The 16,722-nt window shown below is 72.7% G+C and carries 11 protein-coding genes; 6 read left to right on the forward strand and 5 right to left on the reverse strand.

The window, feature by feature from the left end; translation table 11 throughout:
• Positions 1–124 precede the first annotated feature (124 nt).
• Complete coding sequence (locus BJP65_RS15500; protein WP_070409707.1) at positions 125–1,156, reverse strand: endonuclease/exonuclease/phosphatase family protein; 1,032 nt, start codon at positions 1,154–1,156, stop codon at positions 125–127.
• Positions 1,157–1,244: 88 nt separating this feature from the next.
• Between BJP65_RS15500 and BJP65_RS15505 the strand changes: the two genes are divergently transcribed.
• Positions 1,245–2,105 (forward strand): PHP domain-containing protein, encoded by an 861-nt coding sequence (locus tag BJP65_RS15505; RefSeq protein WP_070409708.1) that lies wholly within the window; start codon positions 1,245–1,247, stop codon positions 2,103–2,105.
• A 287-nt stretch (positions 2,106–2,392) separates the two neighbouring features.
• Here BJP65_RS15505 and BJP65_RS15510 read toward each other — a convergent pair whose 3' ends face one another.
• Entirely contained in the window at positions 2,393–3,835 is a 1,443-nt protein-coding gene (locus BJP65_RS15510) for a DEAD/DEAH box helicase (protein WP_070409709.1), read from the reverse strand.
• Positions 3,836–3,983: 148 nt separating this feature from the next.
• On the opposite strand from BJP65_RS15510, the gene BJP65_RS15515 reads away from it, so the two are divergent.
• Positions 3,984–4,700: a ferritin-like fold-containing protein gene (locus BJP65_RS15515; protein ID WP_055939647.1), complete on the forward strand. Its 717-nt coding sequence runs from the start codon at positions 3,984–3,986 to the stop codon at positions 4,698–4,700.
• A gap of 70 nt (positions 4,701–4,770) precedes the next feature.
• Here BJP65_RS15515 and BJP65_RS15520 read toward each other — a convergent pair whose 3' ends face one another.
• A complete protein-coding gene (locus BJP65_RS15520; RefSeq protein WP_055836266.1) occupies positions 4,771–5,058 on the reverse strand; it encodes a hypothetical protein in 288 nt (95 codons plus the stop codon).
• A gap of 11 nt (positions 5,059–5,069) precedes the next feature.
• Positions 5,070–5,294 (reverse strand): DUF3107 domain-containing protein, encoded by a 225-nt coding sequence (locus BJP65_RS15525; protein ID WP_055836269.1) that lies wholly within the window; start codon positions 5,292–5,294, stop codon positions 5,070–5,072.
• A gap of 259 nt (positions 5,295–5,553) precedes the next feature.
• Between BJP65_RS15525 and BJP65_RS15530 the strand changes: the two genes are divergently transcribed.
• Positions 5,554–8,739 (forward strand): ATP-dependent DNA helicase, encoded by a 3,186-nt coding sequence (locus BJP65_RS15530; protein WP_083285895.1) that lies wholly within the window; start codon positions 5,554–5,556, stop codon positions 8,737–8,739.
• Complete coding sequence (locus BJP65_RS15535) at positions 8,736–12,023, forward strand: ATP-dependent DNA helicase (RefSeq protein WP_070410060.1); 3,288 nt, start codon at positions 8,736–8,738, stop codon at positions 12,021–12,023. Before BJP65_RS15530 ends, BJP65_RS15535 begins: the two co-directional genes overlap by 4 nt.
• 215 nt (positions 12,024–12,238) lie before the next feature.
• On the opposite strand, the gene BJP65_RS15540 is transcribed toward BJP65_RS15535, so the two are convergent.
• Positions 12,239–13,723 carry a phosphotransferase gene (locus BJP65_RS15540; protein ID WP_070409710.1) on the reverse strand — a complete coding sequence of 495 codons (1,485 nt, stop codon included), beginning with the start codon at positions 13,721–13,723 and terminating at the stop codon, positions 12,239–12,241.
• Between the two features lie 63 nt (positions 13,724–13,786).
• On the opposite strand from BJP65_RS15540, the gene nudC reads away from it, so the two are divergent.
• Entirely contained in the window at positions 13,787–14,713 is a 927-nt protein-coding gene (nudC, locus tag BJP65_RS15545; protein ID WP_083285896.1) for an NAD(+) diphosphatase, read from the forward strand.
• Positions 14,710–16,461, forward strand: coding sequence for an ATP-dependent helicase (locus tag BJP65_RS15550; protein ID WP_070409711.1), 1,752 nt, complete (start codon positions 14,710–14,712; stop codon positions 16,459–16,461). The genes nudC and BJP65_RS15550 overlap by 4 nt, the downstream gene beginning before the upstream one ends.
• Positions 16,462–16,722: the final 261 nt, after the last annotated feature.

Genomic DNA, 16,722 nt, shown 5'->3' on the forward strand with positions numbered 1-16,722 from the left:
GTTCCAGTCTCGCACCGCTAGGCCCGGCTCGCATGGCGACGGCGTGAAGCGGGCTCGAGAGCGCGGCGGCCGGGGGTGCGCGGGGAGCGTGCCGAAGCCGTCGACGGGCTCGGGCGGGGGCGGCTCAGCCGCCCGTGCGCTCGAGCTGAACGACGATGGGGCGGTGGTCGCTGCCCGACCCGTCGAGGGTGCGCATGACGACCGAGCCCGACACGGTCCAGTCGGGCGTCGCCATGACGTGGTCGATCGGGGCGCCGAGCAGGGCCGGGGCGTCGGTCGGCCAGGTGCCGACACCGCCGTTGCCGCTCGCAGACGCCGCGTCGTGGCAGCGACCCAGCGTTCCGCCGTCGACGCCCATGCCGGTCATGTGGTCGAGCGTCGCGTTGAAGTCGCCGGCGAGGATGACGTTGTCGCTCGCGCATTGATCGGCCAGCCACTGCAGGTCGCTGCGCCACTCGGTCATGTACTCCTCGCGCGGTGCCACGGCGTGGGCGGCGACGATGATGGGTCCGTCGCCCGAGGTCGGCATCGCCACCGCGCTCGGTACCGTCGAGGTGTTGCTGGAACCGTCGAGCGAGGACTGGATCACGGAGTAGTCGCCCAGCTCCGGTCTGATCAGCACGGTCGTCGAGGTGGCATCCCACCCGGTGATGCCGTACTCGCCGTATTCGGCGTGGTGCGCCCACATGGGCTGACCCATGTCGCGCATGAGCTCCGCGACGCGGGCGCCTGTGTCGATGGTCGTCTCGGGCAGGGTCACCACGTCGGCCTGCATGCCGACGGCGAACTGGGCGATGGATTCGGCCGAGGTGGCCGAGCCCGCGGTGTTCCACGTCATGATGCGCAGGCTCGTGTCGGTCTTCGCAGGCAGCGCCTCGGTGCCGAGGCCGCGCTGCGCGAGCAGGGCGACGTTGATCCCGCCCGCGAGGCCGAGGACCAGCGCCAGGGTGAGAGCGAGCACCCGCACCGGACGGATCAGGGCGAACAGCAGCATGAGCAGCGTCGCGGCCACCAGAACGGCGGCCAGAGCGGCGCGGAACGAGATGATCTGCGCCAGCGGGAAGGTGCGCTCCAGGCCGAAGAACGACGGCCACGTCAGCACCGCGGCACCCGCCGCGACGACGAGCGCGACGAGGAACCCGAACAACCGACGCACGCACCCGACCCTAAGGGAGCCGTCTGAGAGATCGACCGATGCCGACCGGGCATGCCCTGGGCCTGGGACCGCGCGCTACGCTCGACGGGTGCAGCGTGATCGTCGATTCGAGGGGCCGAGCGATCTGCACCTGCACTCCTCGCACTCCGACGGCACCGAACCGCCCGCCCAGGTGATGGCGGCCGCGCACCGGTACGGCCTGCGAACGGCCGCCCTCACCGACCACGACACGACGTCGGGCTGGGCCGAGGCCGCCGAGGCGGCGACGTCGCTCGGGATGACGTTCGTTCCGGGCATGGAGCTCTCGGCCCGCCACCGGTGGCGCAGCGTGCACCTGCTGGCGTACCTGGTCGACCCCGACGACACCGCGCTGCGCGCCATGACCGACCGGATCCGCTCCTCGCGCCTCGATCGCGCGCAGATCATGGCCGAACGCATCTCCCACGACTACGACATCGCCTGGGGCGACATCGTCGCCCAGACCGCCGACGGGGCGACCGTGGGACGCCCGCACATCGCCGACGCCCTGGTCGCACGGGGCATCGTGACCGATCGCACCGAGGCGTTCGCCGGCATCCTGCATCCCGCGGGCGACTACTACGTCGCCCTTTACGCTCCCGATCCGGTGACGGCGGTGGAGCTGGTGGTCGGTGCCGGCGGCGTGCCCATCGTCGCGCACCCGGCGGGACGCGCGCTGCTGCCCGACGGGGTGACGCAGGCGATGCTCGACGCGGGACTCGCGGGCTTCGAGCTCGGCCACCGCGAGAACCTGCCCGAGCCCACGGCGCTGCTCGCCGATCTCGCGGAGCGGCACGATCTCATCGTGACCGGATCGAGCGATTACCACGGCCTCGGCAAACCCAACGTTCCGGGCGAGAACACGACGGCCGACGACATGGTCGCGCGCATCTTCGCCCTGGGCCACGGCACGGCGCCGGTCTTCCCGTAGGCGACCGTCGTCGGCGGCGGGGCCGCGGTGGGCATCCCGGCGGTGGGGAGGCGTGACGAGCGGAGGACGTGGGCGAGCGGAGGACGTGGGGCGAGCGGAGGACGAGGGAGCGCTCTCGCGTCCTCCGCTCGTTGCATCCCCTCCGCTCGTCACCTCGCTCTCGCCGTTCCGCTGCTCGGCGACGTCGCTCGCGCGTGCCGCATGCGGGCGTCTCCCGGCAGCCGGCGCGCCCGGAGACGCGAACGGCGCCGACCCCCGGAGGGATCGGCGCCGTGTCGACGTGCGGGTCAGGCGACGGGGGCCGTCGGGGTTCCCGAGCTTCCGCTGCCGCGACGACGACGGCGGCGACGCGGGGCCGCGTTTCCGTCGTGGTGCTCCTTGCCGGCGCCGTCGTGCGTGCCGGCACCGCCCTCGGCGCGCGGGGTGCTCTCCCCGGTGGACTCGCCCGATGAGGGTCCGCGACGGCGACGGCGCGGACCGCGCTCGCCCTCGGCATCCTGGCCCTCGGTCTTCTTCTCGACCTTGGGGACGACGGCCTTCGGGGCGGTCACGAGACGCCCCTTCGTGCCCTCGGGGATGTCGAGGTCGGTGAACAAGTGCGGGCTCGACGAGTAGGTCTCGGTCGGCTCGGGCTGGCCGAACTCGAGCGCGCGGTTGATGAGCGCCCACTTGTGCAGGTCGTCCCAGTCGACGAACGTCACGGCGATGCCGGTCTTGCCCGCGCGACCGGTGCGGCCCGCGCGGTGCAGGTAGGTCTTCTCGTCGTCGGGGATCGTGTGGTTGATCACGTGCGTGACGTCGTTGACGTCGATACCGCGCGCGGCGACGTCGGTGGCGATCAGCACGTCGCGCTTGCCGGCCTTGAACGCGGCCATCGAGCGCTCGCGCGCCTCCTGGCTCATGTCGCCGTGGACGGCGGCGGCGTTGAAGCCGCGGTCGCCGAGCTCGTCGACGAGCTTCTGAGCGGCGCGCTTCGTGCGCGTGAAGATGACCGCCTTCTCGCGGCCGTCGGACTGCAGGATCCGCGCGATGATCTCGTCCTTGTCGAGCGAGTGCGCGCGGTAGACCAGGTGCTTGATGTTCGCCTGCGTGAGGCCTTCGTCGGGGTCGGAGGCGCGCATGTGGATCGGGTTCGACATGAACCGGCGGGCCAGCGCGACGATCGGCCCGGGCATCGTCGCCGAGAAGAGCTGCGTGTGACGGATCGGGGGGACCTTCGAGAAGATCTTCTCGATGTCGGCGAGGAATCCCAGGTCGAGCATCTTGTCGGCCTCGTCGAGCACGACCTCGGTGGCGTTCGACAGGTCGAGCAGACGCTGGTTGGCGAGGTCGATCAGTCGACCGGGGGTGCCGACGACGATCTGCGCGCCGGCTTTGAGCTGGTCGATCTGACCCTCGTAGGCCTTGCCGCCGTAGATGGCGACGACGCTGGTGGAGCGGTTCGAGGTGAGCATGTCCATGTCTTCGTAGACCTGGACGGCGAGCTCGCGGGTGGGCACGACGATGAGCGCCTTCACCCCGGGCTCGGGATTCAGACCGAGTCGCTGGACGACGGGGATGCCGAAACCGAACGTCTTGCCGGTACCGGTCTTGGCCTGGCCGATGATGTCCTGCCCCGGGAGGCCGAGGGGGATCGTCTGCTCCTGGATGGGGAAGGCATCGATGATGCCCTTGGATGCCAGGGCATCCACGATGTCCTGGTCGACACCGAGATCGGAGAATGTGGTCATGTGCGTGCCTGTTCCGGCGGCGAGAGACCGCCTGGGGAGTCGAATCCACGCCCTCACTCGTCCGCAGGCGCGGGGCCCCGATCCATCGCCGGGGCTGTTCCACTCTACCCGGCGTGTTTCGACGGCCCCCGACGCCTAGGCTGTAGGCGTGTTCGCGTGGTTCCGTCGTCGTCAGCGCCCCGTGGGCCGCACTCTGCAGCTGCGCTCGCGCGGAGACCTGGGCGAAGCACTCCGCGTCGACTTCGCCGAGCTGGCGCCCGAGGTCGAGACCTTCCTCGGGCAGGCCGCGTACCTGCAGCTCGGCTTCTTCGAAACGCTCAGCGAGCTGATCGCCTCGACGCCCGAGCTCGCCGAGAAGGAATCCCTCTCGCGCGCGGCCGGGGCGGCGCTCATCAAGCACCAGGAGCTGGTGGGACTCATCCGCGAGCGCGGCGCCGATCCCACCCAGCTCATGCTGCCGTTCCGCGAGTCGCTCGACGCCTTCCGTCGCAACACGCACGGTGTGCGTCCGCAGGAGACGATGCTGACCGTCCACATCACCGCCGGCATGCTCGACGACTTCTACCTGGCCCTGTCGTCGAGCTACGGAGAGACCGGGCGACGCGTCGCCCGCATTCTGCAGGCCGACGACGACCGCCAGGCCATCGTCGAGATCCTCGGCGCCACGATCCAGAGCGACGAGGAGTGGCGTTGGCTGCTCGCGCTGTGGGGGCGACGCCTGGTGGGCGACACGCTGCTGGTGGCTCGCGCCGCCCTGCGCAACGCTCATCTGGATCGCGACGAAGAGGCGAAGGTCGAGCCCGTCTTCAGCGGTCTGATGGGCGCGCACGCGAGGCGCATGGATGCCATGGGGCTCGCAGCGTAAGAAGCGGGTCACGGGTGGGCGGCGGTGCCGCTGCGCGCCGCCGGGGTGGGCGACGAGCGTCGTGCCGCCCTCAGATGCCGAGTTCGGCGCGATCCGCCGCGTCGCGGTTCAGCCGCGCGCGCGAGATCACCGGCACCAGCGAGAACGTCGTCGCCACGGGAGCGAGGACGACGACCAGCCACAGCACGGGGGAGTCGATCCCCAGGCCAGCCCACGTGAGGGCGGTCCAGACGATCGCGGCCGACGCGGCGCCCGCGAACGGGGCGAGGGCCGCGCCGCGGAGCTGTCGATGCGGGAGCACGACGTGGGCGGCGAGGCCCACGACGGCCCCCACGATCAGACCGAGCAGGATCTGCACGGGGCGCTCTGTCAGGCGACGAAGCCGACGCGACGGGCCTCTTCGGTGCCGAACTCGACGAACGCGAGGTTCGCGGTCGGAACCAGGTACGTGTTGCCCTTCACATCGGTGAAGACGACGTGGCTGGCGGAGTTGTCGAGGGCGGCGGCGACCGCCGACTTGACGGCGTCCGAGCTCTCGTTCGTCTCGAAGTTCAGCTCGCGGCCGGTGTTGGTGATGCCGATACGGATCTCCACGATGCGTCCTTTCCCCGCGGGCCGCGGTCGGCCCGGCGCGTGCTTCCGACTCTAGGGCAGCCCTCCGACACCGCGTCCCGCGCGGGCCCCCGCTTCGCGGATGGCGAACGCGCTGGTTCTGGAGCGGGCGCCCTCTCACGTGAGCGGCACGGTGACAGGGCGCACGGGGGCGCCGCTCGGGGAGGGTCGTCCCGCGAGGCGCCTCGCGGCAGACCTGGCGCGGCCGGTGATGTCGGAGGTCGCCGTTAGCGTGGATGCCATGCAGATCTCCGCCGCGGCCGCGCTCGCCTCCGGGGTGTCCCGCGTCGACGGTCTCGCGGGTGGATCACCGGCGGCGATCTCCCTCGACCGGCTCGACGACGCGCAGTGCGCGGTGGTGCAGTGGCCGGCCGAGGCCAGCGGTGTGGTGGTCGGTGCCCCGGGCTCGGGCAAGACGTCGACGCTGCTGTCCCGCGTGCGCGTGCTCGTGGCATCCGGTGTCGACCCCGACGATCTGCTCGTGCTCACCCCCACGCGGCCGGCGGCGACGGCGCTGCGCGACCCGCTCGCCCTCGCGGTGGAACGGGCGACCTCGGGCGCGCTGGCGCGCTCGCTGGCGTCGTTCGCGTTCCACCTGGTGCGCGGAGCCGAGGTGCGTCGCGGTGCCGAACCGCCCCAGCTGCTGACCGGCGGCGATGAGGACCAGATCATCCGCGACCTGCTCGACGGAGATGCGCTCGACGAGGCCGAGGGCGTCTCGCGGTGGCCGGAGTGGCTCGGCCCGGCCATTCGCGCGACGCGCGGTTTCCGCGGCGATCTGCGCGCGTTCCTCGCGGAGTGCACCGACCTGGGCGTCGACTCCGCCGCCCTCGTGCGACTGGCCGAAGAGCACGAGCTCCCGGTGTGGGCCTCGCTCGCCTCGTTCGCCGACGAGTACCGCGCGGTGCGCGCCTCGATGCGCGGAGCGCACCGCGATGCCGCCGACCTGGCCCGCGAGGCCGTTTCCGTGCTCGGGGAGGCGCGCCGGGAGCGCGATCTGCTCGGGCGGTTCTCGTCGTTGCGCTGCGTCCTCGTCGACGACGCGCAAGAGCTCACCGCGGGCGGCATCGACCTGTTGCGCGCCTGCCGCGACCTCGGGATCGGTGTCGTCGCCTTCGGGGACCCCGACGTGGGCTCGGGCGCCTTCCGCGGCGCCACGCCCGAGAACTTCGCGCGACTCGCTCGAGAGCTGGGCGCGACGGCCGCGCTGGGGGAGCCCCACCGCGGCACCCCCGAACACATCGACCTCGTGCGGCAGGTGGCGGCGCGCATCGGCGCGGCCGGCGTCGTGGCGCACCGCCGCGCCCCCGTCGGCGCGGCACCCACCGGAGCCGTGCGCACCTACCTGCTGCGCTCTCCCGCCGAAGAGGCCGACGCGATCGCGCGTCTGCTGCGCGAACGGCACGTGCTCGACGGGGTTCCCTGGTCGCAGTGCGCGGTCATCGCGCACGACTCGCGGCAAGTGGCCACGCTCGAGGCCGAGCTCGCGGCGCGCGAGGTGCCGGCGCGCTCGAGCGGCCCCGGTCTGGCGCTCGGGGTGCAGCGTCCGGTGCGCGACCTGGTCGCGCTCGTCGAGCTGGGCATGCGCGACCCCGACGGGTGGGCGGCCGATGCCGTGACCGATGCGCTGCTGGGAACCTTCGGCGGCCTCGATCCCATCGAACTCCGGCGTCTTCGCACCGCGCTCCGCCACGACGAGCTGTCGGCGGGAGGATCCCGCACCGCGAGCGAGCTGCTGGTCTCGGGCGTGCGCTTCCCCCTCGAGCTCGAGACCGTCGACACCCGCGAGGGGCGACGTGCGGCTCGACTGGGCGAGACACTGGCGGCCCTGCGGGCGCAGACGCAGGCGAAGGCCACGGCGCACGAACTGCTCTGGACCGCCTGGGAGCGCAGCGCTCTGGCGCGGGTGTGGCGCGAGGCCTCGCGGGGGCACGGTCCGCTCGCCGAGCAGGCCGATCGCGATCTCGACGCGATCGTCGCCCTCTTCCAGGCGGCCAAGCGGTTCACCGAACGCGAGCCCGACGGAGAAGCCGCGGTGTTCCTGCGTTCGGTGCTCGATAGCGACGTCGCCGAAGATCGCATCGAGCAGCCCGCCGTGACCGAGACGGTGCGCGTGCTCACCCCCGCCGCCGCGGCCGGCACCGCGTTCGACACCGTGATCGTGGCCGGCGTGCAAGACGGTGTCTGGCCCAACACCCGGCTGCGCGGCGGTCTGCTCGAGACGTGGCGTCTCGCCGACGCGGTCCAGCAGCCCGACCTCCCCGTCTCGGGCATGCTCGACCGCCGCCGCGCCGCGATGCACGACGAGCTGCGACTGTTCGTGCGCGCGATCAGTCGAGCGAACGCGCGGCTCGTGGTCACCGCGGTCGACGACGACGACACCGGTCCGAGCGTGCTGTTCGAGATGCTCCCCACTCCCGAGCCCGCCGCGGCGATCCCGGAGCACCCCCTGTCGCTGCGCGGACTCGTCGCTCGTCATCGGCGTGCGCTCACCGTGCCCCGGGTCCCGCCGGCCGATCGCGCGCACGCCGCCGGCCAGCTCGCCCTCCTCGCGGCAGCGGGGGTGGCCGGTGCGGCCCCCGACGAGTGGTACGGCGTCGCCGCACCGACCTCGACCGCGCCGCTGCGCGACCTCACCCGTGAAGACGTGCGGGTGTCGCCGTCGCGACTCCACGCCCTCGAAGAGTGCGAGCTCGACTGGGTCATCGCCGATCTGGGCGGTGACCGAGGCGGCACGACGGCGGGCATCGGCACGATCATCCACGCGGCGCTCGAGACCGCGGCATCCATCTCCGAGAGCGACCTGTGGGCCGTGGTCGACGAGCGCTGGGGCGAGTTGGTCTTCGACGCCGTGTGGCGCGAACGGGCGGAACGCGCGCGCGCCCGGGAACTCGTGCGACGGCTCGCGACCTACCTCCGCCGGTTCGACGACGCGGGCGGGCGGCTGATCGGCGCCGAGCGGCACTTCGAGGTGCCCATCCCCCTCGACGACGCGGCGGAGCACCGCGCCGTGCTCAGCGGCGACATCGACCGCGTCGAGCTGACGCCGAGCGGCGAGGTGGTGATCGTCGACCTCAAGACGGGCAAGAACGAACCGCAGACCGACGCGAAGGTCGCCGACAACCCCCAGCTCGCCGCGTACCAGTTGGCGTTCTCGTCGGGTGCCATCGAGCCGGTCGCCGGCCTCGCCCCGGGAGGAGCGAAGCTGCTCGTGCTGCGCCCGACCGCGGCGACGAAAGAGTACGCCGAGCCGTTGCAGAAGCCGTTCGACGACGCGCAGCGCGCCGACTTCGTCAGCCGCGTGCAGCGCGCCGTCGGCGTGATGCGGGGCACGAGCTTCGCTGCACCCTACGAGGTGCACTGTCGAGACGAGTTCTCGTACGGGCTGTGCCGCATCCACACGGTGTCGGCGGTGAGCGCCTCGTGAGCGCCACCGTCTCGGCGGCGGTCATCGCCGCGGCCCTCGGGCAGTTCCCGCCGACGTCGGAACAGACGTCGGTGATCGAAGCCCCGCTCGCCCCGGCGCTGGTGGTCGCGGGCGCCGGCAGCGGCAAGACCGAGACGATGGCCGGACGCGTGGTGTGGCTCGTCGCGAACGGCCTCGTCCGCCGCGACGAGGTCCTCGGACTCACCTTCACCCGCAAGGCCGCGGGCGAGCTCGCCGAGCGCATCCAGCGGCGGTTGCAGCGACTGGCCGAGTTCGAGGCGCGCGGACTGCTGCCCTTCCTCCCGGCCCTGCACGAGGCCGGTCGGCTCTCGGTGTTCGCCGACCTGGCCCCCCTCGACGGTGCCCGCGGCGATGCCGCTCGTCGTGAGGCGCTCGACGCGCTGGCCGCCGAGGTCGGTGCGCACGCCGACGACGCCCACGACGGCGACCAGCTGCTGCACCGGCCGACCGTCTCGACCTACAACAGCTTCGCCGACGGAATCGTGCGCGAGCACGGCGTGCGCATCGGCCGCGACGCCGAATCGGCGGTGCTCTCGGAGTCGGCGGCCTGGTTGCTCATGCGGCGCGTGGTGTTCGCCTCCGATGATCCGCGACTCGAGGAGCGACAGGAATCCCCGCGCACGTTGATCGACGCCGCACTGCGCATCGCGCGCGACGGCGTCGACAACCTGGTCGACCTCGAGCGTCTCGCCGCGTTCCCCGACGAGTTCGCGCGCATCGTCGAGCGCCCCTCGACGTCGGCCCGCGTGATCGTCTACAAAGAGGTGGGCGACGCCGCGGCGAAAGTGTCGGCGCTCTCACTGCTCGCCGCCCTCGCCGCGGACTACGACCGCGAGAAGGCCCGCGTCGGGGTGATGGATTTCGCCGATCAGGTGGCGGGCGCGCTGCGCATCGCCCGGGAGCACCCGGCGGTGGTCGCCGAACTCCGCGCGCGGTATCGGGTCGTGCTCCTCGACGAGTGCCAGGACACCTCGGTCGTGCAGACCGACCTGCTCGCGACGCTGTTCGGCGGGACCGGGGTCATGGCCGTCGGCGATCCCCACCAGGCCATCTACGGGTGGCGGGGCGCCAGTGCGGGCAACCTCGGCGGATTCCCCGCCGCTTTCGCCCCGGAGGGGGGATGCCGGCACTTCGCGCTGCTGACGAGTTGGCGCAACAGCGCGGCGGTGCTGCGGGCGGCCAACGCGGTCCTCGCCCCCCTCGCCGCGCGCGCGGCTGTCGAGGTGGGCGAACTCGCCCCGCGCCCCGGCGCGCCGGCGGGCGTCGTCGACGTGGTCTTCGAGAACGACCTCGACGCCGAGGCCGATCGCGTCGCGTCGTGGTTCGTCGGGGTCCGCGCCGCCCGCGCGGCCGAGGGACGCCCCACGACGGGAGCGATCCTCTTCCGCAGCAAGAAGCACATGGTGCGCTTCGGAGACGCACTCGGCCGACGCGGGGTCCCTCATCGCATCCTGGGCCTCGGCGGGCTCCTCACCACCCCCGAGGTGGTCGATGTCGTCTCGGCCCTGCGGGTCATCAGCGACCCCGAGGCCGGATCGGCGCTGATCCGATTGCTGTCGGGCCCGCGGTGGGCCGTGGGCCTGGCCGATCTTCGCGCCCTGGCGCAGCTGGCACGACGCCTCGCCACGCACGACGTCGGCCTGCAGCCCCTCGCCCCCGAGGTCGTCGACCGACTGCGCTCCACACCGGGGGCCGACCGGGCCTCGCTCGTCGACGCGCTCGACTTCCTCACGCGTCAGACCGACGGCCACGGCTGGCTGGCCGAGATCACCCCCGAGGGGCGCGCGCGGCTGCGCGACGCCGGTGCCGTGTTCGCGGCGCTCCGGCGCAGCGTTGGCGCACCGATCCCGGAGCTCCTGCGATTGATCGAGGTCGAGTTGCGTCTCGACATCGAGCTCGCCGCGAACGAATCGCGCGGCCCCGCCCGCATCGCCTCGGCGCAGTTGCGCGCGTTCGTCGACGAGATCCGCGGTTTCCTCGCCGCCGACGAGTCGGGGTCGGTGTCGAGCCTGCTCGCGTGGCTCGATCACGCCGAGCAGGCCGACGAGTTCGCCCCGCGCACCGAGCCGCCCGAAGACGACGTGGTGCAACTGCTCACGATCCACGGCTCGAAAGGGCTCGAGTGGGATGCCGTCTCGGTGGTGCGCCTGGTCACCGACGAGCTCCCCTCGCTGGCACGCGACACGAAGGGATGGCTGGGGTTCGGCATCCTTCCCGCGGAGTTCCGCGGTGATTCCGCCTGGCTTCCGGTGTTCGGGTGGCGGGGTGCCGAGACTCAGCAGGACCTCAAGGCCGCCATCGACGCCTTCGTCGCCGACAACCGGGCGCGGCAACTCGACGAGGATCGCCGCCTCGCCTACGTGGCCTTCACCCGTGCCCGCGACCATCTGATGCTCTCGGGATCGAGCTGGTCGGGGACGAAGCGCCCGCGCCGCCCGAGCGTGTTCCTCGACGAGGCGACCGAAGCGCTCGGCATCGACCTCGAGATCGGTGATCCGGGCGACGATCCGTACGACGGGGAACGTCGTCTGCTGCACTGGCCGCTCGACCCGCTCGGGTCGCGTCGTACGGCCGTCTCGGCCGCCGCGGCCGCGGTGAACGCCGCGCGTGCGTCGGGACCGGTCGATGCCGATCCCGACCTCGCGTTGCTTCTCGCCGAGCGCGCCGACCGGCTGCGTCCGGCCCATACGCCCGCGCCCACGCGCATTCCCGCTTCTCGCTTCAAGGACTTCGTCGCCGACTACGGCGAGGCGGTCGAGGCGCTCCGCCGTCCCCTCCCCGAGCGCCCTTACCGCCAGACGCGCCTGGGCACCCTGTTCCACGCCTGGGTCGAACAGCGATCGGGGCTCGTGGGCGCGGGGATCGGCCTCGACGACGACGCGCTGTGGGACGACGACGAGGCGGGTGCATCGGCCGCCGACGCGGCCGAACTCGAGCGCCTGCGCGCGTGCTTCGAGCGGTCGGAATGGGCGCCGCTGATGCCGCTCGAGGTCGAGACCGAGATCGACTTCGTCACGACGCGGCTCGACGGCCGCGAACACGTCGTCATCTGCAAACTCGACGCCGTCTACCGGCGCGGGGACCGCTACGAGATCGTCGACTGGAAGACCGGTCGTCCGCCGCGCACCGAGGCCGAGCGCACCGCGCGCATGTTGCAGCTCGAGCTCTACCGTGAGGCGTATCACGCCAAGCACGGCATCGACCTCGACCGCATCGACGTCGCGCTGTTCTACGTCGGCGACGAGCTCGTGCTGCGCGGCTGAGGCGGCGGCGCGGGAGGGGCGCGCGTACAGTGCGGCGCGGGCCGGTCGCGTTCATCGATTACGGCGCGGACGTGTCGAGTGCGCGAGCGGCTCGCTCACAGCGAGCTCGACTCCGGCCGGTCAATCACGGTGAGCGCCTTGCGAGCGGGTCGCCTACACCGAGCAGGCGCGGGCCGACGCGACGGCTGAGGCCGTGCGAAACGGGCGCGAGCGCGTCAGGCCCCGTCGCCCGAAACCCCCCAGCGGCGGAGGGCCGCACGGCTGGCGCGCGCAGCGTCTTCCTCGTCATCGTGGTCGGTGTCGTCGTGGTCGGTGTCTACGTCACCGTTCCGCAGCGCCGGCTCGTCGTGCCGAGCCCAGCCGGGGAGCGCGCCGTCGCCGTGTGCGGCGGCGGGTGAGACGTTCGCCTGCTCGGCGGCTCCCGCGTGCGCTAGTCCGGGCGCGGTGCCGGGCGTCTCGGTCCACCCGTCGAGATCGATCGGCTCGGTCGCGCCGGGCTCGGGTGAGGAGAACTCGTCCGTGGAGCTGGGGGCGGGCGGGGCGAACGAGAGGGCCCCCGTCTCGGCATCCGGATCCTGGTCGGCGGCGAGTGCGTCGGCGAGGGCCTCGGCCGCCGCGGCCCGATCGCGTTCGGCCGAGAGGTAGAGCGAGAGCGCCTCGGGGTCGTAGGCGTCGGTCTGCATCGAGGTGTCGACCGACCCGGGCGCCGACAGGGGGGGCACGCTCTCGACCAGGGCGAGGGCGTCGTCGATGTCGCTGCGCGAGTCGGGGACGATGTGGTCTCCGCGCACACCCTCGGCGAGGGCGTCGAGAAGGGCGACGGCGTCGGCGACGACGTCGGCTTCCCCCGCGTCGTGGCCGTGCACGAGCCAGCGCGCGAACTCCAGTTCGGCGTACAGGCGCGCGCGTTCGCGCAGCAGGGGGTCGGGGGAGCGCTCCGCACCGGAGGCGTAACCGGCGTAGACGTCATCGGTGGCCAGCGGGGCCGAGGCGAGCCAGCGCAGGTCGACCGCGGGGTCGCCCACGTTCAATCCCGCCCAGTCCAGCAGGCCGACGACATGCGGCACGCCGTCGTCGTCGTCGGTGAGCAGGATCGACGAGCTCGTCGCGCCGCCGAGCACGACCGCCGCTTCGAACCGCCAGAGGTCGTCGACCTCGAGAGCGCGGCGCCAGCGCAGCATGAGGCCGTCGCTGACCCGGCCGGTGGCATCGGCGCGGTCGAGGAGGCGCCGGACGTCGTCGCGCGTCTGATCGGCGGAGCGCACGGGCAGGCCGTCGGTGCGCACGATCGACACGGGCAGGGCGTGCACGGCGGCCAGGGCAGCGCCGATCGCCGGTGCGTACCCCGGGCCCTTGGGCAGGTGCGCGGGGTCGATGCGATAGCCGTCGATGTGCCCGACCACGAGCACGCGCTGGGCGCCGGATCCGCTCTCGCCGGCGACCTCGGGGACCGCGAAGGGCAGCAGGGCACGCACACCAGGGGTGAGCGCGTGAAGCGCGCGCGCCTCGGCGGCGAGGTCGGCGCCGTCGTCGTCGCCGGCCGGCATACGCACGACGAGCTCCCGTCCGTCGTCGGTACGCGCCAGGGCGGTGTCGAACCTCCCGCCGGCGTTCTCGGTCAGGATGCTGACGCGGGTGATGGCGGTGCGCGGCAGTGCCGCCGTCGCCGACGCGGCTAAAATGAGGGGCGAGCGTGCCATGCCCCCAGGGTAGGTCGGGCCCTCGCCCACCCGCCCGCGCCACGCCCTTGAGAGAGGTGTTCGATGCCGCTTCCCGCGTCTTCGCCGCACGATCACACGTCGCTCGACCACCCGATCGACTCGGCCTTCGACCGATCGGCGATCGAGCGGGATCGCGTCGATCTGCTCGACTCCCTGCGTGAGGCGGCCGATACGCGCGTGCTGGCCGTCCGACGTGATGCGGCGCCCGTCGCCGACGCTCACCTGCGACTGGTGAGCGTGCCCGAAGTCGACGAGGCGCTCGAGTGGGCGTTCCTGGGCAGGACGGCCGACGGTGCGGGGGTGCTCCTGGCCGTACTCGCCGACGACGCCGAGCTCGACGGCATCCCGGACGCCGCGTGGATGGCGCTGCGCACCGGGGGAGGCTATCTGCCCGCTGCCGAGGCCGAGGTGCTCACGACGGCCGTGGCTCTGGCCGGCTGGCTGCGCGATGCGCCGTTCTGCCCGGCCTGCGGCGCCCGCACCCTGCTCGGACAGGCCGGATGGTCGCGCCACTGCCCCTCGTGCGGCCGCCAGCACTTCCCCCGCACCGACCCGGCGGTGATCGTGCTGGTCACCGGCGGCGAGAACGACGACCGCGTGCTGCTCGGCGCGAACGCGGCCTGGGGTGGGGACCGGTATTCGTGCTTCGCGGGCTTCGGCGAGGCGGGGGAGTCGCTCGAAGAGACGGTGGAGCGCGAGGTCACCGAGGAATCGGGTGTGCGCCTGCGCGACATCGCGTATCGCGGCTCCCAGGCCTGGCCGTATCCGCGGTCGCTCATGCTGGGCTTCCGGGCCCGGGCCGTCGACGTCGACGAGGCCCGACCCGACGGCGACGAGATCGTCGAGGTGCGCTGGTTCGACCGCGGCGAGATCGCCGCCGCCCTGCGCGGCGAGGGATCGGTGCAGCTGCCCGGACCCGCCTCCATCGCCCGGCGTCTGATCGACGGCTGGGTTCGGGGCGACGCGTGACCGGCCCCCTCGACGGACTCGACGAGCACCAGCTGGAGGCGGCGCGCGCGCTGCGCGGACCGGTGTGCGTCCTCGCGGGCGCGGGGACAGGCAAGACCCGCGTCATCACCCGGCGTATCGCGCACGGCGTCGACACGGGCGCCTACTCGCCTCAGCGGGTCATGGCGGTCACCTTCACCTCGAAGGCGGCGGGCGAGATGCGGGGGCGGCTGCGGGCGCTCGGGGTGACGGGCGTCTCGGCGCGGACGTTCCACGCCGCGGCGTTGGCTCAGGTGAACTTCTTCTGGCCTACCCTCGCGGGCGACCAGGCGCCCTCGATCATCGACAACAAGGTGCGCATGCTCGCGCACGCCGCCGACGGGGTGGGGCTGGCGCCCGACACCGCGACCCTGCGGGATGTGGCCGCCTCGATCGAGTGGCGCAAAGTGACCCTGCGCTCGGTCGAGCAGTACGCCGCGGAGCGCCCCGAGGGCGTCGGTCGACTCGGGGTCGATCAGGTGGTCGCGTTGCAGCGGGCGTACGAGAAGCTCAAGGACGAGCGGCGTCAGATGGACTTCGAAGACGTGCTGCTCACCTGCGCGGGCATGATCGAGGCGGAGCCGCGGGTGGCCGCCGCCGTCCGCGAGCAGTACCGGCACTTCACCGTCGACGAGTATCAGGACGTCTCGCCCCTTCAGAACCGCCTGCTCGAGCTGTGGCTGGGCGACCGCCGCGACCTGTGCGTCGTCGGCGATGCCAGTCAGACGGTGTATTCGTTCACCGGGGCCGATGCCCGCTACCTGCTCGACTTCGAGCGGACCCACGACGACGCGCGCGTGGTGCGCCTGGAACGCAACTATCGCTCCAGTGCGCCGGTGCTGGCCGTCGCGAACGACCTCATGCGCGGCCGCGCGGGCGCTCTCGAACTGGTCGCCGCCCGCGACGACGAGGCGGTCGTCCCCACCGTCCGCGGGTTCGACGATGACGAAGCCGAGGCCACGGCCGTGGCCCGATCCATCGCCGATTCGATGAAGCGCGGCGTCGATCCGCACGACATCGCCGTGCTGTACCGCTCGCACGCGCAGTCGGCGGCGCTGCTGTCGGCGCTGTCGGCGGTGGGAGTGGCGGCATCCGTCCTGGGCGGGCGCAAGTTCTTCGACCTCCCCGAGGTGCGGCAGGCGCTCATGGCCCTGCGCGCGGCATCGGTGGCGCCGCTGGAGACGGGCTTCCACGCCACGGTCCGTGACGTTCTGCGCGGCATGGGGCTCACCGATGATCCCCCCGAGGCCGGGGGCGCCCTCCGCGAAGCGTGGGAGGCACGGGCGGCGCTGCTGCGCCTGGCCGAAGAGGCCCCGGACGACATGGACCTCCGCGCGTTCACCGACGACCTGCAGGCGCGCGCGCGCGACCAGCACGAGCCGACGACGCGCACGGTGACGCTGGCGACGCTGCACGCGGCCAAGGGTCTGGAATGGGATCACGTCTACCTCGTGGGGGTGAGCGAGGGCCTGCTGCCGATCTCGTACGCGAAGACCTTCGAGGCCGTCGACGAAGAACGTCGACTCGCCTACGTCGGGGTCACCCGTGCCGCGCGCACGCTCTCGGTCAGCTGGGCACGGGGACGCGGCCGGATGGAACGCTCGCCGTCGAGGTTCCTTCGAGAGATCGGCAGTGGCAGTCTGCACTCGGTCGATGCAGCTGCCAGACCCGCCGGAACGAATCGACGCGCAGCCGCACCGACCGCGTCGTCTCGGCGATCGGCGAGCTGAGCAGCGAGCGCGCCGCGCGTCCGGCCTCGGCAGCCAGCGCCGCGTCGACGTCGGGTCTGGGCCGCGCGAGCAACTGCGCGGCGAGCGTCGGCCATTGCTCGTCGTGGTGGCGGGTCACGGCGTCGAGGCATGCGAGGCACGCGGTGCGCCCGGGGGCGATGACGGGGCCGACGGTGGCGCTCGCACCGTCGAGCACGAGCGGCAGATGCACGACGTCGTCGCGCACGTACATCGCCGCGCGGCGGGGATCGACACGGTGCG

Source organism: Microbacterium sp. BH-3-3-3, assembly GCF_001792815.1.
Lineage (GTDB): Bacteria > Actinomycetota > Actinomycetes > Actinomycetales > Microbacteriaceae > Microbacterium.